Source organism: Microbulbifer maximicatervae (SeqCode), assembly GCF_052467955.1.
The window spans coordinates 1,918,318-1,941,950 of the sequence record NZ_CP174329.1 but is presented as its reverse complement, the minus strand read 5'-3'; the positions used below and the strand labels follow the sequence as shown (position 1 = coordinate 1,941,950).

Genomic DNA, 23,633 nt, shown 5'->3' with positions numbered 1-23,633 from the left:
GCACTAATGAGGTAAATATCATGGCATTTAATCTCGATAATAAATGGGTATGGGATTTTTGGTTCGCGCAGGACGGCGACCAGTACCATGTATTTTACCTTCAAGCCGATAAATCACTGGGCGATCCTGAGCTGCGCCATTGGAATGTATCTGTCGGTCATGCCGTTTCTACGGACCTTATTCATTGGACAACGCTCCAGGATGCATTAAAACCCTCACCTCGAACTGCAACCGCCAGTGAGGAAGCTGCAGACTCTTACACTACCTGGACCGGCTGTGTACACAGAGAAGGCGATACCTGGTATATGTTTTATACCGGTACTAAATATTCGGAGAAAGGCCTGATTCAGCGGGTCTGCCTGGCAACTTCCAAGGACTTATTACACTGGGAAAAACACCCCAACAACCCCCTGGTGGAATTAGATCCCAATTTCTACGATGGCCTGAACCTTGAATATTGGCACGATGCATCCTGGCGTGACCCATGGATCGTTAAAGACCCCACGCAGAATCTCTACCATATGTATCTCACTGCGCGCTGTAACCAGGGCAGCCCTGATGGGCGTGGCGCAGTTGGCTATGCCAGTTCAACGGACTTAATTCACTGGAAAGTGGGGCAACCGGTACTGGCTCCCGGCTGGTATGGCGAAATGGAAGTACCGCAAATTGAATACATCCATGGCCGCTACTACTTATTCTGCTCAGTATCGACAAAGTTCCACAGCGCTGCCCATCGACAATCCATGCAGGGTACACCACTGACTGGCACAAAATATTTTATCGCCGATGATCTGAATGGCCCATACGAAGTGGTTGGAGATGGCTTTATCGGCGCAGACCAGCAGGGATCACTCTATTCCGGCCGGGTTATCCAGGGGCCGGACCAACATTGGTATCTGCTGGCTTTTAATAGGGACGATGCCGAGGGCAACTTTATCGGCGGTATCAGCGACCCCATGCGCATCGAGTTTATGGACGATGGACAATTGGAATTGGCCAAAGACTAGCAGGCAGGAATCGCAACCAAATCCTTAGGTAGATGCTCACCAGAAGCATCTACTGCCCCGTATCCCCTTCTCCCGCAACCAGTGCTACTTAGAAAGACAAGCAGCGCTGTCACCAAAAGCAAAGATCGATACCGCGAAAATTACTACTTCCCCTTGGTTTACTTATCTATTTCCTGATTCCACTGCGTAAATTCCGCAAATTTTCGTATTGCCTTTATTAAATCACAGTGATTTAATAAATGTGTTCGCGGGGAGAGGTCCCACCCATGCGGTAACAGGAAGAGAGTCTCGAGCCCGCAGAGAACGGGCCGTGAAAAATCTAATAACCATAAGAGATGATTGAGGAGAGCGCCGTGATTGCAGAGGGCTTCCAAGCAGGTTCAGAGACACAGAAACACTTTAAACCACACTCCATAGCCCTGGCAGTTGCCATGGCCTCCAGCGTTGCGGTACCGGCAACAGCTGAGGAAATGCCGGAAATTGAAGAGGTGATGGTTACCGCAACCGCCCGACCGGTTACCAAGATGGAATCAAGCGTATCCGTTAGCGCACTGGACACTGAGGAAATGGCGAAGTACGCCCCGCGCTCTACCGCAGAGCTGTTCCGCAGCTTACCCGGTATTCGGGCGGAATCCTCCGGTGGCGGCGGCAATGCAAATATCACCGTTAGAGGTATTCCCCTGGCAACTGGCGGCTCCAAATATATGCAAATCCAGGAAGACGGATTGCCTGTATTAGAATACGGCGATATTAATTTCGGTAACACTGACAACTTTGTTCGCACCGACTCCTCTCTCGCACGTATAGAAAGCGTACGCGGCGGCTCTGCCTCCACCTTTGCCAGCAATTCCCCTGGCGGTGTGATCAATATGATCAGCAATACCGGCGAAGAAGAGGGTGGTAATGTAGGACTTTCGTTTGGTGCGGACTACGATGAATCCCGCCTGGACTTTGGCTATGGCCACCACTTGAATGATTCTTTGCGATTCTATGTCGGCGGATTTTTAAGAGAGGGGGAAGGCATCCGCGAGACCGGCTTTGATGGGGATTCCGGCGGCCAACTCAAGGCCAACCTCACCAAAGAGTTTGATAACGGTTATGTCCGCCTCTATTACAAACATCTCGATGACCGGGTAACAACTTATCTTCCTGGCCCTGTAACCTATAAAGGCGATGGTGAATTCGGCACGGTTGCCAACTTCGATGCCAGCAGCCAAACCCTGCATTCCGATAATTATCGATACATTTCCACTTTTGATGCCTACGGCAATCCGGTAACCCGCGACTTATCCGACGGTATCGAATCACTGGTGGAAGCCTATGGCTTTGAAACCAAATTCGAATTTAATGATGGCTGGACTGTTACCGACAAATTCAGAATTTCTGATGTTAGCGGCAGCTTTATTTCCCCCTTTATCGATACTTTCGGCGATTACGGACCACAATCCACACAGGATATGGCTGATACCATTTGTGCAAATGCCGTAGGCAGTAACGGAGAGGCCATAGACTGTAGCGCCGGCACAACGGTGACTTATGCCAATGGTGAAGAAGCCGAAGGCCTCGCCTATGTCGACCTGCTCTTTGATACAGAAATACACGATTTGGGTCTGATAGTTAACGACTTTAAAGTCGATAAATTAATTGGCGATAATATTGTTGTTTCCGGTGGATTCTATTACTCCACCCAAAATATCAAAACCAGCTGGAACAGTTGGAATGCCCTAATTCAAACTGTTGACGGCAGCAATTCTGAAAACCTCACCATAACTGCCAATGCCAACGGAGATGTACTGGTAGATGATGGGGTCTGGTCTGCAAGCTTTCTTTCCTGGGCCTGGGACCTGGAATATGAAACTTATGCACCCTATATGAATGTGGCGATCGACATCGGCAACTTTACCTTCGATGTCAGTGCCCGCCACGATATGGTCAATGCCAAAGGCTCCCTGGTTTCCAGCTGCTGCGGTGGTGATACAGACTACGATCTGAATGGCGATGGTATTATCAGCGACGTGGAAAGTGCTAGCGCTTCCGATGCCTTTGGATTCACCGGCGGCGTCATCACAATGGCCAATGGATCCACCCAGCTCGTTGACTACGATGCAGACAACACCTCTTTCTCTCTCGGTGGAAATTATATTCTCAACGACAGCATGGCTATTTTTGCCCGCTACAGCGAGGGTGGTCGAGCAATTGCCGATCGGCTTCTACAAATTAGCGGCGCCCTCAACAGTGACGGAAGCCTAACCGACACCACCGATGGCTTCGACTCTGTGGACCAGCTGGAAATTGGATACAAACTCTCAACCGGCGATCTGGATTTCTTTGCAACTTACTTCAATACGGTCACTGAAGAGACCAATGCAGAAATCACTAGCGGCTTAACGTTTGTACGCGAGTATGAAGCCCAAGGAATCGAGCTGGAAGCAGCCTACAGTTATGGAGACTTTTCCGTAAATGGAAACCTCACCTGGACCGACGCCGAAATTTCAAAAGATGCCAACGACAGTTCTGTCGTAGGTAATACGCCGCGCCGTCAAGCTGATTTCATTTACACGATTACACCGCAATATAACTTTGGCGATGACTTTACATTTGGTGCAAGCCTCCAAGGGTCTACAGAATATTTTGTTTCTGACTCCAACCAGTTGAAACAGGAAGGTTATGTCCTGGTCAATCTGTTTGGTTCTTATTACCTGACAGAAGACCTTACCGTTTCCTTTAATGTAAACAACCTCACCGATGAATTTGTTGTTACCGAAGTTGAAGAGTCTTACGCAGAAGTTGGAGACATAGTACGCGGACGGGCTATCAGTGGCCGCTCCACCAGCGTCAGTTTCAATTACGCTTTTTGATCGTTGTTCTTCCCTACTCTAGTAAGTGGTTTGCAGTTCTGCCCATAGCTTTGCAAACCCCGAGCGTCTGGCCCCCACCGGCGCTCGGTTTTTTTCTTTCAGAAACAATATAACCAGCTATAAACTATCAGTGGTGTAAGTTCAGCAACCATCAACTGATAATACGAATAACTTATGTAACCCGGGGAGCGGATTAGGATGGAAATGCAAGGCAATGCGGTAGATACCTTGCTCGGCGGAATTGAAGCCGGTGGTACCAAATTTAACTGTGTGGTAGCCGCTGGGATTAATGACATCCGTGAGCGAGCCAGCTTCCCAACCACCGATCCAGAACATACGCTATCCAAGGTCGCTCAGTTTTTTCACGAAAGCAGTCAGCGCCACGGCACTGTTTCTGCGCTGGGCATAGCCAGCTTTGGTCCGGTAAACCTGGACCCAGAATCCGCCTACTATGGCTATATCACCCAAACACCTAAAGCTGGCTGGTCCAATACCAATATGGCTGGCTACTTCAGCCAAGCCCTGTCGGTACCAGTTGCTTTCGATACAGATGTTAATGGCGCCGCCCTTGGAGAGCGCCTCTGCGGCGCCGCTACAGATGTAAAGAATTTTGTCTACGTAACCATCGGTACCGGTATCGGCGCCGGCATTATGATCGACGGGCAGCTGATCAATGGATCTATGCACCCGGAAATTGGGCATATGTTGATGCCTAGAGACAGCCAAAAGGATTCTTTTAAAGGCAACTGCCCATTTCATAACAACTGCCTTGAAGGACTGGCCTCAGGTCCTGCGATAGAGGAGCGTTGGGGACTGCGTGGCCAACACCTGGAACAACATCATCCGGCCTGGGACCTGGAGGCGGAGTATCTGGCCACTATGTGTGTCAACCTTACCAGCTGCTACTCACCACAGCGGATCATACTGGGGGGTGGAGTGATGATACAGGCGCACCTATTCAACCGTGTAAGACAAAAATTCCTAGCCTTAGCCGGTGGTTACTTTCCCCAAGTCTCAGAAAGTAATATTGAACGGTATATCGTTGCACCAAAACTAGTGGGAAGATCCGGTGAAGTCGGCTCCCTACGGATGGCCCAGCACCTATACAACACCAAAAACGTCATTGCCTGAATCAGGGAGGGGACATCCCCTTCCTGCCATCCTCTTTTCAGTGGACGTGGTTCCCACGCGCAATATCCCTATTTCTGTGATCACGACCACTTCTTGGGCAAAAACTTGCCATGCAGAGTGATTCCTGCGGCAGTAACCCCCTCCCCAGCTAGCGATTCCCTTTATCTATCTGTTAGGCTTCCATATAGATACCTCTAGTAAGCAGGGCGATAACAGGTAAGTTTCAGCGCCCCTCAGGGATAGCAATGAAAATAATTAGATTATTAGTGATAGGTATTCTTAGTGCCTGTTGCCAGCTGGCAGCAGCCGGCAGTGCCGAACCCACAACTTTCACCCGCCCGGGGATACTGTCCTACAACTTTTACTCTGATTTACTAGAGCGTGAGTACGTTATTGACATAATGCTGCCTCTCTCGTACACCCCGGAAAACACCGATCGCTATCCAGTCATTTATATGACCGATGGCTTTCTGCATTTCCCTATGACAGCCCCTAACCTTCTTCAGGAACAGGTTCCCGATGAGTTTGGCAATGTCAAAATGCCCCCTGTAATTCTGGTAGGTATCTCCCACGCTTTTGACAGCCCGAATTTCGCCCAGCGAGTAATGGATTTCACCCCCGTGCCTGGTGTGATCAAAGGTGCTGAACTAGGTGGCGGCGCCGATCACTTTCTTGAGTTTATCGAAGAGGAACTCAAACCCTTTATCAATAATAATTTTAAAGGTAACGAAGAAGACGAAACCCTAGTGGGCCATTCCCTGGGTGGGCTTCTGGCTCTCCATGCACTTTTTAACCACACCAACAGCTTTGACCGATATGTTATTGGAAGCCCCAGTATTTGGTGGGCTGATAAGCAAATTTTAGATAGTGAATTGGCCTATGCAGAACGCAATGCCGATTTGGGAAAAAGTGTGTATTTATTTATTGGTGGTGAGGAGACTTGCAGTGAAATCGACTCAGTTTGTGCAGTAAAAGACTTTTCTCAACTAGTAAAAAGACTGAAGTCCCGTAACTACAATAGCCTTACCCTAAGAAAACGTGTGTTTGATAACGAGAATCACGGTAGTGTTGTTAATCCAGGCTATGATCGAGGGATAGAGAAAGCCTTTAAAGCAAAGCTTATTCCGCGAAAGTACTCCTTTTAAATAAAAAATTCAAATTCATTTAACTAAGAGTTTTCGGAGAAATCTAGCTATATTCAAGCACCAGCCTCTTAAACATACAAGTCAACTTACATTAAGAAGTACTTATAGATAAGGGAAGAGCGGGAACCAATCCCCGCTCCAAAGCTAAGCTTTTCTCAAACGGCGTAAATGCTCTTCATGAGTCTTACGCATATTAATAACATAAGTGCGACTTAACCGATCATGCAATAATTTGTTAACCAGGAAGAAGTTGATAATCCATGCAAAAAGCCCAAATGCACTAGTGAAAGCAAAGCTCACAGTTCTCCAAAGCCCTCGCAAGTATCCAATCCGCCCAAATTTTTGACTGGTTACTCGATAGCCCATTATATACTTGCCAGGTGTTGCCTGAAGTTTGGAACACTCAAACAACCAAGCAAATAACAGGTAGGCTCCAAAACAAAAAGGTATGACTTTTGCGGCTGCTACAGCTTCCGGCAATCCAAAGATTTTCATCATCGCCGCAGTTGCAAGAGAGCCTACGGCCATATAAGTCATAACCAAGTCTAAAAAGAATGCAACGCCTCTAGGTACAACATCACCAAAAAAGTACTTTTCATAGCGCTCTTCAAATTCAGCCTCACTTTGTGCCTCTACCTTGCCCCCGCCACGAAGCCCTTGCAAAGGATCAATACGGGACTCATGGACTTCCAAGCTATTAAATATGCTATTGCACAACTTCTCGTCAAGCGCTTGGTAGAGGTAAGACGCATTCCCTCGCCAATCGAACAGCTGGTCACAGTACTGCAGGATGTTCGGCGTTACTTGTGGGCGAAACCTTGCGGATTTCCCCCCCTCTACAGCATTTTGATTAAATTGAGCAAAGCGTTCAAATACAGAAAGACCTAAGTTCCAATTATACTCCTCATCCAGCATATAGGGACTCTTGGTGAGAAAGTCCCAACTCCTCTCCAGGCTCATTTCCAAGTGATTATTGAGCATCTCATCAACTTGCTTAAGCACCCGCCGAAATTCTTCAATACGCAAATCTCTATCCGGATCTTGCGCTTCCCGAGATTCACTTGTCTGCGTATCAGGGGATACACCTTCGCTCTGTTCCAAGGGGTCAGAAACGCCCTCTTTCTTCGCTGGGTGTTCTTCAGCTGCAAGCGGAGTTGACACTTCATCAGTGGAAGGCCGCACTTCTACTTCCTGCGCCCCTTCTAATACAGCTATCCTTTCACTGTTAACCTTCTCATGGCTTGTATTTCCCGCCTGCCCAAGTGAAGGAGTTTCCAAGGAGGCTTCCGCATGCCCGGCAGTCTCCTCTTGCAATTGCTCAGCCAGCTTCAATGCTTGCTTATAAGCTGTATGAAGTGCCTGGAATTCTTCCGGCTTTTCATCTGGGCGGGTTTGCTTTAGTTTTTTTGCATAAGCGCGCTTAATCGCCCGAGCATCAGTGATGGGGTTAATTTCAAGAATGGCCCAGGGATTCATCAAATCCAATCCTCACCATCCAAGCGATCCAGAATTTCACTAACCTCAGTTCGAGCCTTAATAATTTCTGTAGGGTTTTGCCTTTCTAGGACGCTATCAAAGGATGACAGTAATTTGGCAATATACTCACGCTGCTCGCCAAGACTGGATTCATACAAGCGCTCACCACGAGCAATGATTGCCTGGTTTTTTTCATCTTCACGGGGGTGAAATTTCAGTTTTGCCAGTTTTTGCAGGGCTTCAGCCTTTTGTACATCGGTGAGAGCTCCCGGCGTAAACTCGATTAACTTGTTGAAGGTTTTACCCGTGGAGACCACGGTCACATCCACTTCCAAAAGCCCATTCATATCGTAGGTATAGCGAATATCTGCCGCTTCTTCCCCTTTAGGCTTTTTCGGCACAGGAACCGTCATCTCACCCAGGTACACATTTTTAGATACCAGGCGATTCTCTCCTTGGTATACGTCTACACAAAGTTGGGTTTGATCATCCCGAGCAGTCCACACTCGCCTTACAACACTGACTGGTACAACCGTGTTGCGCTCGATAATAGGCATAAAGTAGGCACCGAGCTGCGGATTATCTTCATTGATAACACCCGTTCCCAAGGTGTAAGGGCATACATCAGTCAGAACAATATCATCCAGTGCTGAGTTCTTTTCTTTTAAGCCAGCCTGAATAGCCGCCCCCATCGCAACGACAGTGTCCGGGTCCAAATGACAAGATGGCAGACGGCCAAACATTCGACCAACCATTGAACGAAACTGGGCCATGCGCGTCGAACCGCCAACCAATACCACTTCATCAATTTTCTGTGGGGGCAAATCAGCATCACGCATTGCCCGCTCAATTGGCCGCTTCGCTCTTAACAACAGAGGTGTGCTGAGTTTCTCAAACCACTCTGGAGTCACCTGGAATTGCAGGGAGCGTCCATCAAGTTGTAATTCAAGTTTTTGCTCAGGCAGCTGGCTGACTCGACGTTTGGCGCTTTCCATTTGCATATATAAGTTTTGCAAATCGCGAGGGCTTAAAGCCTCTTTCTTAATATCAAACTCAGCCAGGACATCATCGATCATTGCCTCAACGAAATCCTCTCCACCAAGGAAGTTGTCTCCGGCACTGGCATGAACTTCCATAATGCCATCGAAAAACTCCAGGATGGAAACATCGAAGGTGCCACCCCCAAGATCTAAAATAAGGAAGTTTCCTTCGCGCTTGTCATGTAAACCGTAAGCAATGGCAGCCGAAGTTGGCTCGTTAATAAGGCGCTCTACTTTTAATCCCGCAAGCTCTCCTGCCAACTTAGTGGCATGGCGCTGATTATCATTAAAATAAGCTGGGACACTGATTACCGCTTCGGTTACCTCTTCACCAAGAAAAGTTTCAGCATCTTCTTTGAGCGCACGTAAAACTAACGAGGAGAGTTCTGTTGCACTAAATTTCTGTTTCCCCAGGGAAACTTTGTGGTCAGTGCCCATCAAGCGCTTAAACGCAGCCACAGTGGTACTACTGTGGTTAATAAGACGCTCTTTAGCCGTTTTGCCGACTAGCAGAGTGCCAGAATCATCAAGCCCCACAACTGACGGGGTCAAAATTTCACCCAAACGGTTGGGGATTAGTTTTACCCCCTCGTCGGTCAGTACCCCGCAAGCACTATTAGTGGTTCCCAAGTCGATACCAATAATGGCCATATTTCCCCTACCTACCCTTGGATTCGAATTGCAAAAACGATCGAATCTTTATAATTTTTAATACAATAGTTTTAGCTATATTTATGGCGCATTATTCTAAGCGGCCTTGACCACAAATTGCCAGATAAGACACCGCTATAAAACAATATCAGGGGATAGGTACTCACAAAGTGAAGCGTGATTAAGCGGTTAGTTGTGGCCCAAAGGGCTGAGCCACGAAAAGATAAATATAATAATTAGGGGGCGCGACGTTCTATATTCCAGTTTCCGTTTTCTTCACAACGATAAATAAAACGATCGTGCAATCTATTTTCACCCCCTTGCCAAAACTCAACAGCATTGGGCACTACACAGTAACCGCCCCAAAATTCTGGCAATGGAATTGTTTTACCGGCAAAGCGAGCCTTCTCTTTATCAAACTGCTGCTCCAGTTCCTCCCTGGACGAAAGCGGCCGGCTCTGGTGCGAAGCCCACGCGGCCAACTGGCTATCCAGGGGGCGCGACTGGAAATAGGCCTCTGCCTGCTCGCGGGAAACAGGTTCCACCTTCCCATAAACAATCACCTGCCGCTCGAGACGGCACCAGGGAAACAACAGCGACACCTGAGGGTTAACGGCCATATCTCGGGCCTTGTCACTCTGTAAATTGGTATAGAAAACGAAACCCTTCTCATCGAAGCCTTTCAGCAAAACAATCCGCTGCGAGGGGTGCCCGTCCGCGTTAGTGGTGGCAAGACACATGGCGCTGGCATCAACTAATTCTGCTTCAACAGCTTCTGCAAGCCACTTGCGAAACTGCTCCACGGGGGTCGGCTTCAATTCAGAGCGCCTTAAACCACCCATTTGGTATTCCCGACGCCATTGATCGATTTCCATGGTGATACTTCCTCGGTTGTTCTAGCTCAAAGTTTATTCAGCGAAGTGCCGGAAGGCTATTGTGCGGCAGCCACCTCGTCAAATTCCTCAAAATCTACTGACAGGTAAAGTAACCCAAGCGTACAAAGTTTCCTGCCGCAGTGCCGGGTGAATCTCAATTTTCCTGCGATATTGCCTGTGAAGGTGCAGACTCTGCGGGTGCTTGCACGGCTTTTGGTGGGCCGCTAGGCTCACTGCATTTTTACACGAATAAGGAAAATGGTGCTTATGTCCTCTGCGCCCACATGCGCCCAGGTGCTGATGCGCCTGCTGCGCGAATACCAGGTAGAAAAAGTTTTCGGGATTCCCGGCGTACATACCATTGAACTGTATCGCGGCCTGCCCGGTAGCAACTTGATGCATATCACGCCAAGGCATGAGCAGGGCGCCGCCTTTATGGCAGACGGTTATGCCCGCGCCAGCGGCAAGCCCGGTGTCTGTTTCCTGATCACTGGGCCGGGGCTGACCAACGCAGCCACTGCGATGGCGCAAGCTTACTCAGACTCAATTCCCATGCTGGTTATTTCCGCCGTCAATCGCCGGGAAGACCTTGGCATGGGCCGTGGGCGCCTGCATGAGCTACCCCGCCAAAGCGATGCCAGTCGAGGCTTCTGTATCTGGCAGCACACCCTGACCCAGGCAGAACAATTACCGGAAGTGATGGCACGGGCATTCCAGCTATTGCAGTCCAGCCGCCCCGGCCCTGTCCATATCGAAATCCCTATCGATTTATTCCCCGCGCCTATGTCCGGCAAGCTGGACGATTACCGCGCGGCACCCAATGCCATGGTACCGGCAGCCAACGCGACAGCTATCGCAACTGCTACCCAGTGGCTGCAAGCTGCCGAACGCCCGGTGATTCTCCTGGGCGGTGGCGCGCAATCTGCTGGAGAGGCGGCAACACAGGTATCAGAAAAAATTGCAGCTCCAGTCTTCCTGTCTCTGGCCGCCAAAGGCGCTGTCGATGAAAGACATCCTCTGTGTGGCGGAGCCAATCTCAGTTTTGATTGCGTGCGTGAGCGAGTGGAAACTGCCGATGTGGTCTTGGCCGTTGGCACAGAGCTTTCGGAAACCGATCGCAACCTGGTGAGAGAGGATTACGCTTTCTCCGGCAAACTGATCCGCATCGACATTGATCCGGCTCAGCTGGTATGCAATGCCCAGCCGGACTTGGCCATCTGTGCCGATGCAGTAGAAAGCCTTCAGCAATTAAGCGAAGCCCTGGTTCAGTGCGAAGAGAGCTCAAAACAGCGCGTAGAAGAGGAAGTTTCACAATTAATCGGTAACTGCCGCAAAGAGTGGTGGGAAGGTTCTGAGGAGCGCTTCCCTTGGGTTGAAGCTCTGCGCGAAGCCCTGCCCGATGAGGGAATTCTGGTTACCGACTCCACACAACTGGCCTATAACACTAACCACGCCTTGCCGCTGTACCATCCTCGCAGCCATATTACCTGCACCACCGGTTACGGCACGCTGGGCTTTGCCCTGCCCGCCTCGATCGGGGCCAAGTTATCCAGCGAGCGGGACGTAGTTGCCTTGATCGGCGATGGCGGCCTGATGTTTACTCTCGGTGAGCTGGCCGTTGCAGTAGAACAGCAACTGCCCCTGCCAATACTGGTTTGGAATAACAGCGGCTATGGAGAGATTCGCGACTTTATGGATGCCGCAGAAGTACCTCAAGAAGGTGTTAATCTTCGCACTCCGGATTTTGTCGCACTGGCAAAATCTTTTGGCGCTGAAGGTTGTCGCATCGACAAACCACAGCAATTAGCTACGGCAGTCGCAGAAGCCCTGCAACGCAAAACACCAACAATTATCGAAATCACCGCCCCTTGAACTGGCGCGAAGCAAACGGAAGCGTGACATGACAGATTTCAGCAAGCTGCATACCGACAAACTGTTTATCAATGGTGAGTGGCGCGAGCCCCTCGGCACCAGTTCCCATCCTGTAATTAACCCCGCCACTGAAGAAATGATTTGCCAGGTGGTGGAAGGCTCTGCTGAGGATGTGGATATTGCCGTTGCCGCTGCCCGCAGCGCCTTTCGCAAGTGGCGCCATACCAGCGCAGATCAGCGCTCAGCCCTGCTAAATGCCATTGCTGACGGTATGGAAGAGCGCAAGGAAGACTTGATCCAGGCGATCTCACAAACCCTGGGTTGCCCCGCCCATATCACCCGCTGGTTGCATGTGGATGGCCCTATCTACGCCATGCGTTACTACGCCGGTCGCACCTCCATAATGGAAGAGACCGAAAAGGCGGCCCACTCGGTATTAATCCGGGAGCCGATTGGCGTGTGTGGCTTTATTACCCCCTGGAATTATCCTCTGCACCAATTTGTCGGCAAAGTAGCGCCAGCCCTCGCAGCAGGCTGCACCATGATTACCAAGCCTTCGGAAACCACTCCGCTGCAGGATTTCGTCATGGCGGAAATTATCGAAGCAGCCGGCGTTCCTGCGGGCGTATTTAACCTGATCCCCGGTGCTGGCTCGGTCGTCGGCGCAGAGCTGTCATCGCACCCGGGAATCGATATGGTGTCCTTTACCGGATCCACCCGTGCAGGCGTTGAAGTTGCCAAGGCTGCAGCGCCCACAGTTAAAAGGGTAACCCAGGAGCTGGGTGGCAAATCGCCTCTGATTATCACCCCGGATGCGGATCTTAAAGCAGCGGTTCGCTGGGGCTGCGAAGATGTATTTATTAACAGTGGCCAAACCTGCACCGCACTCACCCGTATGCTGGTTCCCGCTGAGCACTATGAAGAGGCAGTGGAAGTTGCCAAGCAGGTGGCTGAAGAAGTGGCCATGGGCACCGATGCCAATGCCTTTATGGGCCCCCTATCTTCCGCTCGCCAACTGGAAATCGTGCGCGGCTACATCAAGAAAGGGATCGAGGAAGGTGCCCGCCTTGTAACTGGCGGCCTCGATCTACCCACCGAGCTGGATAAAGGCTTCTATGTGAAACCCACGGTATTTGCCGACGTTCACAACGATATGGCCATTGCCCGGGAAGAAATCTTTGGCCCGGTGACCTGCCTGATCCCCTACAAGGATATGGATGAAGCCGTCGCCATTGCCAATGACACCGAATACGGTCTGTCCAGTGGCGTATGGGCTAAAGACGCCGAAAGCGCCATGCCTATCGTTCGCCGCATTGAAGCGGGCCTGTGCTTTGTTAACGGCGGTGAGTTTAACTACGACGCCCCCTTCGGCGGTTACAAGCGGTCCGGCAACGGACGCGAGTTTGGTGAGGCCGGTCTCGGTGAGTTTATCGAACTGAAATCCGTGCAGCTTCCCGCATAAACTTCTGCACCGCCCTCTAATGGGGGCGGTACTGTTGACTGCTAATCCCCTCCCCGTTATCTTTGCTCGCACATCACGAGAGTGGCTGACGCCAACGCCAACCTGCCGACCGGGGCAAGGTGGTTCTCTCTCTGCGGCACACAAGGCCTGCGGGGAGGATGGGGCTCTACCAGAGCAAACCAACCGGATTAGCGAACATCACTTCGCCGCTTCCACGTCAGTCCTCCATAGTTTTACCATTGGAGGGACCATGTCCGAATCACCGTTTTCCAGTAAAGACATTATCGAAATTCAAATCGCCAGCCAAAGAAGCCACACGGCAGTACGCGCGGTGAGAAGAGGTGATCGTCAGTTGTTGTGGCAACTACTGTTCGACACTGCCGAAGAGGCATTAAAATTTGCCACCAGTTGCCGCGCCAGTGAGCACCCTATTTCGGCCCATGAGGCCTGCGAACTGGCGGGATAAAGTAGAACCAACAGGCGCCGCGAGCTCGCGCCCGTTACCCTGTGCCAAGAGCACCCGACAGGAGCTAAAAACAATACCATGTCAAAGCCAGAACAATTCTTTGAGCACCTGCGCAGCGAACTCAAACAGATCGATGCAGACGGCCTGTACAAACGCGAGCGGATTATTACCTCCCAGCAGGCCGCTGAGATCCAGGTGAACAACGACACCCAGGTACTGAATTTTTGTGCGAACAACTACCTGGGCCTGGCCAACCACCCGGACCTGATTGAAGCGGCCAAAGAGGGGCTCGAACAGTACGGCTTCGGCATGGCATCGGTGCGCTTTATCTGCGGCACCCAGGACATTCACAAAGCGCTGGAATCGCGCCTGTCTGAGTTCCTGCAAACCGAAGACACCATTCTTTACACCTCCTGCTTCGACGCCAATGGCGGCCTGTTTGAAACTCTGCTGGGCCCGGAAGATGCCATCATATCCGACTCCCTCAACCACGCCTCCATCATCGACGGCGTGCGCCTGTGTAAAGCCAAGCGCTACCGCTACGCCAACAACGATATGGCGGAACTGGAGAAGCAGCTACAGGCCGCAGACGCCGCTGGCGCCAAGACCAAACTGATCGCCACCGACGGCGTTTTCTCTATGGACGGAGTTATCGCCAACCTCAAAGCCGTGTGCGACTTAGCCGACCAATACAATGCCCTGGTAATGGTGGACGACTCCCACGCAGTGGGCTTCCTCGGAGACCACGGCCGTGGCACCCATGAATACTGCGATGTGATTGACCGCGTCGATATTATTACCGGCACCCTGGGCAAGGCCCTGGGCGGCGCTTCCGGCGGCTTTACTTCTGGTCGCAAGGAAATTATCGATATGCTGCGCCAGCGTTCGCGCCCCTATCTGTTCTCCAACTCCGTAGCCCCAGCGATCGTCACCGCCTCCCTGAAGGTGTTGGATATGCTGACTGAAGGCGGCGAGCTGCGTGAACAGCTGCGCAACAACTCCGCATACTTCCGCAAGCGCATGTCCGAAGCCGGCTTTACCCTGGCCGGTGCCGACCACCCGATCATCCCGGTGATGATTGGCGATGCTGCCCTGGCGCAGAAAATGGCTGACAAGATGCTGGAGCGCGGTATCTACGTAGTGGGCTTCTTCTATCCGGTAGTGCCCAAGGGCCAGGCCCGCATCCGCACCCAGATGTCCGCCGCTCACACCCGCGAGCAGCTCGATCAGTGTATTGATGCCTTCATTGAAGTTGGCCGCGAACTGAATATTATCTAAACCAAACAGCGGTGCTGATACGGTAATTCTCACAAGGAATTCACCGGAGCGGCACCGCGCCCTGCCATTTGTAGTTTTAAAAACAATGAAAGCACTATCAAAGCTGAAATCTGAAGTGGGAATCTGGCTTACCGATGTGGAAATCCCCACACCGGGCCACAACGACCTGCTGATCAAGATTCACAAAACCGCAATTTGCGGTACCGACATGCATATCTACAACTGGGATGAATGGTCGCAAAAAACTATTCCTGTCCCTATGGTGGTAGGCCACGAATATGTGGGTGAAGTCGTCGGTATGGGGCAGGAAGTTGCAGGTTTCCAGGTGGGCGACCGTGTTTCCGGTGAAGGCCATATTACCTGCGGCCACTGCCGCAACTGTCGCGCCGGCCGCCGCCACTTGTGCCGCAACACTTACGGTGTCGGTGTAGACCGCCCCGGAGCTTTTGCCGAGTATCTGGTAATCCCCGCGCTCAATGCCTTCAAGATCCCGGATAACATTTCTGACGATCTCGCCTCTATTTTCGATCCCCTCGGTAATGCGGTACACACGGCCCTGTCTTTCGACCTGGTCGGCGAAGATGTACTGATTACCGGCGCCGGCCCTATCGGTATTATGGCTGCAGCAGTCGCCAAACATGTTGGCGCACGCCATGTAGTTATCACCGATATCAATGAATACCGCCTGGACCTGGCACGCAAGATGGGCGCTACCCGTGCCGTAAACGTTGCCAAGGAAAACCTCAGCGATGTGATGAGCGAGCTGGGAATGAGCGAAGGCTTTGATGTTGGCCTGGAGATGTCCGGCGTACCCGTCGCCTTCCGCGATATGATCGACGCGATGAACCACGGGGGCAAAATTGCCATGCTCGGTATCCCCGCAGGTGAAATGGCGATCGACTGGGGACAGGTTATTTTTAAAGGCCTGATGATCAAAGGTATTTACGGTCGCGAGATGTTTGAGACCTGGTACAAAATGGCCAGCCTGATTCAATCCGGTCTGGATTTAACCCCAATTATCACTCACCAGTTTTCGATCGATGACTTCCAACAAGGCTTCGATACCATGGGGTCTGGTGAATCCGGTAAGGTTATCCTGAACTGGAAATAAGTCCCGATGGCTGCGGGATTGCCCGCAGCCATTCTCCCTGCCCTCAATTTACCCCCCCCCTCTACCCCAAAATATCTTTGCGTTACCTGCCAGCTTCTACACATTTGCAGTTGCTACAGCTTAAACAGTTAGCGACTGAAATAGATCTGATCCTACCCACCAAAGACGGACACTCTCTTAAGCGATAAACTACGCAGCAGAGGTGCCCTATGACACGATCAAGTAAATCAACCAAAACCACTCGTAAAAAATACTCAGAGGAATATAGAAAAGATGCCCTAGCACTGGCGGTCAAGGTAGGGGTAAGCGTTGCCGCTAAACAGCTTGGGTTACATCCTTCCCAGATTTACGGATGGCGAAGCAAGGCTAAGTTACATCAGAGCCGAGGGGATGCCGAGAGAGAGCTGGCCACAGAGAATGCTCGCCTTAAGCGGCAGCTGGCTGAGCAGGCAGAGGAGCTGGCGATCTTAAAAAAGGCCGCAGCGTACTTTGCAAAGAGCCTGAAATGAGGTACGCCTTCATGCTAAAGCACAGGCATAAGTTCAGCATCAAAGCGATGGCTAAGGTATTGAGCGTATCTCGCAGTGGGTTTTACGATTGGGTGTCAAGATCGGCCGATCAATCCAAGCGCCAGCAGTACCAAATGGAGCTTGATGGTTTGGTACAGCAGCGCTTTATAGCCAGTAAAGAACGTAGTGGCGCCCCTCGCCTGACGAGGGAATTGGCCAGTGAGGGGAGTAAATATAATCAAAAAACAGTTGCTGCCAGCATGCGTCGACAGGGCCTACGGGCTAAAGCCGCCAAGAGATATAAAGCCACAACCTACTCAAAACATGGTCTGCCAGTGGCCCCAAATCTGCTCGAGCAGAACTTCAATACTGAAGCGCCGAATCAGAAATGGGTCGGGGATATTACCTACCTACGAACAGAAGAGGGTTGGTTATATCTGGCTGTAGTGATAGACCTATATAGTCGGCTGGTTATTGGTTGGGCGATGTCAGAAACGATGACAGCTACATTGGTCTGTGACGCCCTTCAAATGGCTTTATGGCGACGTAAGAAACCTACAAATGTTATCGTGCATACTGACAGGGGAAGCCAATATTGCTCTAAAGATTATCAATCTTTAATTACAGCTTATGATCTGCGGTGCAGCATGAGCGCCAAAGGTAACTGCTATGATAACGCCTGCGCAGAAACGTTCTTCCACTCACTTAAGGTAGAAGTAATCCATGGTAACCGCTTTCCTACAAGGTGCCTCATGCGGGAAACCGTATTTGAGTATATAGAAATAGACTACAATCGAAATCGCTTACACAGCGCCAATGGCTATCTCAGCCCTGAGGCGTTTGAGGAACAACTAGTCGCTTAGTGGTGTGTCCGTTGTTGGTGGGTAGGATCAATCATTAGGTTCCAGCCGACCTAACACACGATTCATTCAGCATCCCTGAAGCCTTTTTTACTGTACATCTTTATATTTATAGCGCCTGAACCTGGTACGATTGGACCGGATCGCTACCGCACTCTACTGCTGCAGTAGGTCTTCCGGTTTTTAGTCCAATTGATTCCAAGATAACAATCAGGATAATAAAGATCATATTTACCGCGGCACAAATGTTAAAAGTAAGAACATGAAACTTTATTTAACTTTGGCATTACTTCTTTTTACACCATTTGTCATAGCAGATGAAAACCTCTTCTATGTGGGAACTTGGCAATCAAATGAAAAAAAGACTTTAGCCAGCATGAACAACGTGGAGGACATACCCGAGAAAACCCAAATGCTCTTCCGCTCCAATTTCTTTGGGCGTCTCGTGAATGTAGTTCGAGCAGATTCGTTTGCAACTTACATCATAGGGGAAAAGCCTGAGGTATTGACATTTTCACCACATACGATTGAAGTATTGAGTACCGATACGATTCGTATCACATATTACGACGAACTCTTCACTTCTGATGAGACACGGATTTTAAAATACGAAAATAACTGCTACTCATTGCCAGTAACAAAATGGGAGTTTAGAGAATATTTTTGTCGTGTTGAATAAGACTCGCAACAAGCAGAAGTATACTCGCGTACTTCGAGTAATCGATCTCAGCTTCACCCCCCATACTTTGGGAAGTTACACTTAGAGAGACTCTGAATAACTCCATAATACCCCTGCGGATCTTGAAGGCTGCATACGTTAGGCACAGTTCACCGAAAATGACCTGGTTGAAACGCAGCAGCTGTCGCATTCAACCCCCACCCTTCAGGGCCTACAGATTTGTTAAGAGGCTCCATGAGTAGTCACCCAGTATGATCAAATACAGGAAGTTTCGAACGATGTTCCCACTTAAGAAATTCTACTTATCGACTTATAGCTTATTATTTGAGCAAATATGGTAAATTACTCCGCATCTAATTTTTTACAGATAGCCTTTATCACCCTATCGATTCTAGGTATTGCATTACTTTGGGCGCAAAACCGTTTTACAGCAATGCGGTACTTGTTAGGCGCCACTGCATTATTGATGACATTTAATTTTGTAGAAGAAACGAAAGTAGTTAATCTTGGCTATTTAATCACGCCTTCATTCTCATTATTGATGGGCCCATTATTTTTTGCTGTGGTTGCACAATTAATATCCACCAATTATCAACAACAGCGTAAACACTGGGTACACTTAGTACCAGCAGCAATCAGCTTATTATTTAATCACTGGCCCCAGTGGGTTTTAGCGGCCGGTACTTTAAGTCAGATTGTTTATTTCTCATTAAGTATAAAAGCGCTTATTCGATATCAACATATCTTGCCCCAAAACCGCTCCGATGCTAACAAATTGAGAGCTGATTGGGTTAAGCGTATCCTATGGGTTCTGGTTGGCGTTGCACTGGTGGATGCAGTGCGGCATAACTTGCAACCTTACTTACCCATTCCTCTTTTGCTCAGATGGTACCTTGTAATGCAGCTGAGCTATTTTTTGATTATTGCTTTGCTTGTAATTCGCGCGGTTAGGGAACCGCAGCTATTTGCGGGTTTAACAGATGGCGAACAAGCCCTGGGCTTATCCGTAATAGAAGGTTGTGATAAGGGAAAGTGCAAAGCTGACGAAACGACTCAGGCGGATGCCCTTTTCAAGGAGCTTAACAAACAGGTTCATAGTCAACAGCTCTATCGCCTACCAAGGCTATCCCTCCGGGACTTGGCACAACATACAGGGCTTGGAGAGAAAGATATTTCCTGGGCCATTAATCAGGGCTATGGCGGTAACTTTAATGACTATGTTAATGCTCAGCGTTTGGCCGATGTAGTTTCGCAACTTGATTCAGTAAAAGAGAGTAATTCGAACAAAAAAGTTCGTCTCCTCGATATTGCACTTGAAGCGGGCTTTAACTCTAAATCCAGCTTCAACAGCCTATTTAAACGTCACCTTGGGATGACTCCTAGTCAGTATTTAGTGGCAAAACCCCAATAATGGTTACTTTGGACGTGCAAAATCTGGATTTCGGACGCTAGAAGCTGAAAATTTTGGCATTTTGGCCTCTTTGATTCACAAGAGGTCATTATGAAGTTTTCTTCCTATTTTGTTCGTTCATGGAAAGCAGCGGTAGCTATTTTAGTGTTCATTAGCGTTGCTGCGCTCGGATCTTGGGGATGTGCATGGTACATCCCTCCCTCTTCCTACGGGTTAGCTGAACAGAATGCTCGTATTGTAGTTACCGATATCACAGTCATCGACACCCAGCATAATACAGCCGCAAGTAACCAAAACCTCGTCATTCAAGGTGGAAGAATTGCCCAAGTAACTAGTGATGTAATACCTGAGGTTGAAGGCGAGCTGAGGATTAATGGCCTGGGTAAATATGTGATGCCAGGCTTAATCGATATGCACAGCCATGTATGGGGGCGGTCCGATCTATTAGCTATATTAGCGCACGGAGTCACTCGCACAAGAGTTATGGCTGGCAATTCCCCTCAGCGTATTCTTAAAAAATGGATCGATACTGGGAATATAGCCGGCCCTCATATGGTGTTATCCGGTGCACCTGTTAATCAACATTCCCACTATGCCAGTGGCCGACACCACAAGTTTATTGGTAGTAAAGAAGAGGCTCGCCAGCTGGTTCGCCAGCAATATCAACAGGGGTACCAGCAAGTTAAAGTTTATGACGGTTTATCCCGTGAGGTTTTCTTCGCTATAGCTGATGAGGCGAAGAAGCTCGGCATGCCTTTAGCTGGCCACCCGCCTTTTGGTATTACTCTCAATGAATACTTATCGGTTAAACCGCAGTCATTAGAGCATGTGGAAATGATCTTTCAGGCACATTTGAACTACGATTATCAGCAGGAGAGCTTCGATGAAATTGTGCAGCAACTACTAGATAGCAACGTACCAGTTAGCCCTACATTAATCGTATATGACAACGTAGCACAGGTCGCGCAGCATGGGCCAGACTACTGGCACAGCATAGCTGATAATCTCGAGCTCAATCACCCCGCGATAAAAGCAATGGGTGAGCAGAAGGTTAATGGGATACATAGCGCTAAAGCGCAACAGGATTGGCAGGGTAAATCCAACATTTTCGGAGATATGACCAAGCAGCTAAACCAAGCCGGTGTTGAGATACTGATAGCGTCAGACGGAGGAACCTTCTATACGCCCAACGGCTTGGGCACTATTCAAGAAATGCAACGATTAGTGGAGGTGGGGATTCCTGTTCAAGATGTATTGCGAGCAGCAACCCATCACCCAGCAAAAGCACTGGGTATTAGCGATAAGGTGGGCTCCGTTTCCACAGGCTTTAATGCTGAACTATTGTTGCTCGAAGATGATCCACGAGAAAACTTGAACACACTCACCAGGCCCCTAGGGGTAATTTTGGATCAGAGCTATTTCGATAGACATAGCCTTAGTGAAATGAAAGAGCTAGCCAAAAGCACAGGATCGAAAAGTAATTTCTATTTTTGGTGGATTGTGGATAATTATATTTATTAGCGACTATGCCAGTTAAATTAGCTACTAATGTACCCCACGAAAGATAAAGCCCAGCCGAATTAGAAGGGAATTCCATACTAATAGGTAGAGTCATCCCACAAAATTAATGTGTAGTAATTCAGACTTGATCTGACAGTTAGCGATTTTTCAGAAGGTGTTCTGTCAGGTCAAATTCAGTTTACAAATTTTTCCTTCCAGACGCTTTTTCTATCCTCAAGTGTTACCATCGGTGTGCGGCCACAACACTTTTTACCCTGATGGGTACCCTCACTATTGTAACATACGAGCCATTCGTCCAGATCCCTTTGTAACTCTTCTATTGATCCATAGATCTTGCAGCGTAATGAAGGCTGGTAAAACTCTTGTAGAATCGTTTTATGGAAGCGCTCACAGATGCCGTTGATTTTCGGATGCCTGGCTTTTGTCTTGGCGTGTTCTATTTCGTTCACACTTAGATATAGCTGGTAGTCATGCTGTTCCAACTTGCCACAATATTCAGTACCACGATCAGTTAGGATACGCAGCACCGGTAGATCATGCATGGCGTAAAACGGCAGCACACGATCATTCAGAAGGCCCGCCCCGGTGATTGGTGTTTTGGTAGTATGCAACTTGCAATGAGCTACCTTTGCATATGTATCGACATAGGTTTGCTGATAAACACGTCCAACGCCCTTAAATGCTCCTACATAGAAGGTATCCTGCGAGCCCAGATAACCTGGGTGTTGAGTATCAATTTCACCACAAACTTCATCACCATGCCGTTTTCTCTCCAAAGCCTGAACCTGTAACTATATGAGGATCAGCCCCTCTGCAGCTACGTTGGCCTCAAGTGCCTTTAATCGCAATTTGAAGTTAGCCAGGTCATGCCGTAACCAGATACCCCGAACACCACTAGGGGTCACAAGCACACCGCGTTTACGCAGTTCATTGGAAACTCAAACCTGCCCAAGGGCAGGCTCCTGGAGGGCATAGGTTAAAACTGCCTATTCAATAACTATATCAACACGATTTTTGTGATTGAGTACACGCCGGTTCTTCTCAAAAAGAGCTTCCACGCTGCCACCAAAAACGGCTTCCATGTACCGATAGAAGGTGTCTCTCGATATACTCAGCATCTTACAAGCTTTGGATATATTGCTAAATTCTTCTGCCAAATTTAGTAATCCGGTCTTATGTTTGATGATGCGGTCATTAGTATGAATCATGGAATTTAACCTTGGTTTTTCTTTTAGGTTTAGGCACCTTCATCAAAACCGGAAAGCCCTCTTTTTCAAGAGAATGTGTCAGATGTGACCTGAACCAATTCAGCCAAGGTTAGCTCGAGAGAAATCTCGTAGACCACTAATAAATAGGCTCATGGTTATTTTATGAGAATTATTTCAGGACCTTGCTCTCCAGTAATTCAATCTCTTTAAGTACAATCCAAGGGTCTGTTTCGTCAAATAAATGACTCGAATACTCCATAACCACATGCTTTACATCTTCATTTATTTCCAATAAAGCCGCTTGTGATTGATTCCAGGTGTCATTATATGCATCAACATCAGCATAACTCATTCCTGTTTGCCTAATTTGGTTGTGCCGCATTCCCCGACTCATAACAGTAATGGGAATGTTATTTACTAGCTGATATCTTTTATGATTTCGTGCTGATTCTTCGAAATCTTCATAGGAGTGATGCTGCTTTTCCCACGCTATAATCCTCTCCATAATACTCCACCCTTCAGGGGAGAGAGATGATTTCAAATTTTCTAGCCAGGATTCATGGGATGTATCTACTAACAACAGGCCTGAGACAACTTCGGGTTTTTTATGTGCAATGGCTCTTGCTATCTGCCCACCAAAAGAGTGCGCGACTATTACTACAGAACTCCACTGCTTCTTCTCTATAAACTCCCCTAACTCATCCGATAGCTCATCCATAGTTCGCAGTTTCAACTCAGAATGCTTGCTTTTACCTGTCCCGGGTCTGTCGTACATGCACAACATAGAATTCTTTGACTCAAAATTATGGTATGTATTCTTGTAGGTACTATGAGCATCTAACCCCATACCGGAGACCATCAAGATTACTTGGTCACCTGACCCTTTACACAGGTATGCGATATTATTTCCATTAATATTAACAAAGCTATATTTGTGCTCATCTTTCGCAAAAACACTCGAACACCAGATCAAAGCAAGAAATACTATAAAGACTCTCATAACTTTCCTTTAGAGTTGACACTACATTTATCAAAAAAACAAACAAATCGAGAGATTGGACAGCCACCAAGAC

At 48.9% G+C, this 23,633-nt stretch carries 17 protein-coding genes, 1 pseudogene and 1 riboswitch; of the genes and pseudogenes, 13 read left to right on the top strand and 5 right to left on the bottom strand.

Annotated elements, in window-relative coordinates; genetic code table 11:
• The first annotated feature begins 20 nt into the window (after positions 1–20).
• The 4 genes from ACJJI5_RS08235 (at position 21) to ACJJI5_RS08220 (ending at position 6,141) form a co-directional block, all read left to right on the top strand.
• Complete coding sequence (locus tag ACJJI5_RS08235; protein WP_445355983.1) at positions 21–1,007, top strand: glycoside hydrolase family protein; 987 nt, start codon at positions 21–23, stop codon at positions 1,005–1,007.
• 353 nt (positions 1,008–1,360) lie between these two features.
• Positions 1,361–3,865, top strand: coding sequence for a TonB-dependent receptor (locus ACJJI5_RS08230; protein ID WP_445355982.1), 2,505 nt, complete (start codon positions 1,361–1,363; stop codon positions 3,863–3,865).
• A 198-nt stretch (positions 3,866–4,063) separates the two neighbouring features.
• A complete protein-coding gene (locus tag ACJJI5_RS08225) occupies positions 4,064–4,996 on the top strand; it encodes an ROK family protein (RefSeq protein WP_445355981.1) in 933 nt (310 codons plus the stop codon).
• A 245-nt stretch (positions 4,997–5,241) separates the two neighbouring features.
• Positions 5,242–6,141 carry an alpha/beta hydrolase gene (locus ACJJI5_RS08220; protein WP_445355980.1) on the top strand — a complete coding sequence of 300 codons (900 nt, stop codon included), beginning with the start codon at positions 5,242–5,244 and terminating at the stop codon, positions 6,139–6,141.
• A gap of 144 nt (positions 6,142–6,285) precedes the next feature.
• Here the strand turns inward: ACJJI5_RS08220 and ACJJI5_RS08215 are convergent, their stop codons facing one another.
• The 3 genes from ACJJI5_RS08215 to pdxH all read right to left on the bottom strand — a co-directional run bounded on the left by ACJJI5_RS08215 (position 6,286) and on the right by pdxH (position 10,183).
• Positions 6,286–7,617 carry an RDD family protein gene (locus ACJJI5_RS08215; RefSeq protein WP_445356307.1) on the bottom strand — a complete coding sequence of 444 codons (1,332 nt, stop codon included), beginning with the start codon at positions 7,615–7,617 and terminating at the stop codon, positions 6,286–6,288.
• Positions 7,617–9,308: an Hsp70 family protein gene (locus ACJJI5_RS08210; RefSeq protein ID WP_445355979.1), complete on the bottom strand. Its 1,692-nt coding sequence runs from the start codon at positions 9,306–9,308 to the stop codon at positions 7,617–7,619. Before ACJJI5_RS08210 ends, ACJJI5_RS08215 begins: the two co-directional genes overlap by 1 nt.
• A 236-nt stretch (positions 9,309–9,544) precedes the next feature.
• The gene (gene pdxH / locus ACJJI5_RS08205) at positions 9,545–10,183 is read right to left on the bottom strand and encodes a pyridoxamine 5'-phosphate oxidase (RefSeq protein ID WP_445355978.1); all 639 of its coding nucleotides are present in this window, start codon (positions 10,181–10,183) and stop codon (positions 9,545–9,547) included.
• Between the two features lie 267 nt (positions 10,184–10,450).
• On the opposite strand from pdxH, the gene ACJJI5_RS08200 reads away from it, so the two are divergent.
• The 9 genes from ACJJI5_RS08200 (at position 10,451) to ACJJI5_RS08160 (ending at position 21,352) form a co-directional block, all read left to right on the top strand.
• Positions 10,451–12,055, top strand: a complete 1,605-nt coding sequence (locus ACJJI5_RS08200) for a 5-guanidino-2-oxopentanoate decarboxylase (protein ID WP_445355977.1) — start codon at positions 10,451–10,453, stop codon at positions 12,053–12,055.
• Positions 12,056–12,083: 28 nt separating this feature from the next.
• Positions 12,084–13,517: an aldehyde dehydrogenase family protein gene (locus ACJJI5_RS08195; RefSeq protein WP_444915999.1), complete on the top strand. Its 1,434-nt coding sequence runs from the start codon at positions 12,084–12,086 to the stop codon at positions 13,515–13,517.
• A gap of 65 nt (positions 13,518–13,582) precedes the next feature.
• A riboswitch (SAM-I-IV-variant riboswitch) is annotated at positions 13,583–13,709 on the top strand.
• Between the two features lie 58 nt (positions 13,710–13,767).
• Positions 13,768–13,983, top strand: coding sequence for a hypothetical protein (locus ACJJI5_RS08190; RefSeq protein WP_108732493.1), 216 nt, complete (start codon positions 13,768–13,770; stop codon positions 13,981–13,983).
• A gap of 78 nt (positions 13,984–14,061) precedes the next feature.
• The gene (locus ACJJI5_RS08185; protein WP_445355976.1) at positions 14,062–15,261 is read left to right on the top strand and encodes a glycine C-acetyltransferase; all 1,200 of its coding nucleotides are present in this window, start codon (positions 14,062–14,064) and stop codon (positions 15,259–15,261) included.
• A gap of 85 nt (positions 15,262–15,346) precedes the next feature.
• Positions 15,347–16,372 carry an L-threonine 3-dehydrogenase, zinc-binding type gene (tdh, locus tag ACJJI5_RS08180; protein ID WP_445355975.1) on the top strand — a complete coding sequence of 342 codons (1,026 nt, stop codon included), beginning with the start codon at positions 15,347–15,349 and terminating at the stop codon, positions 16,370–16,372.
• A 209-nt stretch (positions 16,373–16,581) separates the two neighbouring features.
• Positions 16,582–17,744 (top strand): IS3 family transposase gene (locus ACJJI5_RS08175; RefSeq protein ID WP_444897071.1). Its coding sequence is split into 2 segments (ribosomal slippage): positions 16,582–16,840 and positions 16,840–17,744, totalling 1,164 coding nucleotides; the frame shifts between segments, so codons are not numbered across the junction.
• A 259-nt stretch (positions 17,745–18,003) separates the two neighbouring features.
• The gene (locus ACJJI5_RS08170) at positions 18,004–18,420 is read left to right on the top strand and encodes a hypothetical protein (protein WP_445355974.1); all 417 of its coding nucleotides are present in this window, start codon (positions 18,004–18,006) and stop codon (positions 18,418–18,420) included.
• Positions 18,421–18,754: 334 nt separating this feature from the next.
• Complete coding sequence (locus tag ACJJI5_RS08165; RefSeq protein ID WP_445355973.1) at positions 18,755–19,831, top strand: helix-turn-helix domain-containing protein; 1,077 nt, start codon at positions 18,755–18,757, stop codon at positions 19,829–19,831.
• 90 nt (positions 19,832–19,921) lie between these two features.
• Complete coding sequence (locus ACJJI5_RS08160) at positions 19,922–21,352, top strand: amidohydrolase family protein (RefSeq protein WP_445355972.1); 1,431 nt, start codon at positions 19,922–19,924, stop codon at positions 21,350–21,352.
• Positions 21,353–21,525: 173 nt separating this feature from the next.
• Here ACJJI5_RS08160 and ACJJI5_RS08155 read toward each other — a convergent pair.
• Together ACJJI5_RS08155 and ACJJI5_RS08150 are read right to left on the bottom strand one after the other, a co-directional pair.
• A pseudogene (locus tag ACJJI5_RS08155) lies at positions 21,526–22,560 on the bottom strand (IS481 family transposase).
• A gap of 169 nt (positions 22,561–22,729) precedes the next feature.
• Entirely contained in the window at positions 22,730–23,560 is an 831-nt protein-coding gene (locus ACJJI5_RS08150) for an alpha/beta fold hydrolase (RefSeq protein WP_444896561.1), read from the bottom strand.
• Between the last annotated feature and the right edge of the window lie 73 nt (positions 23,561–23,633).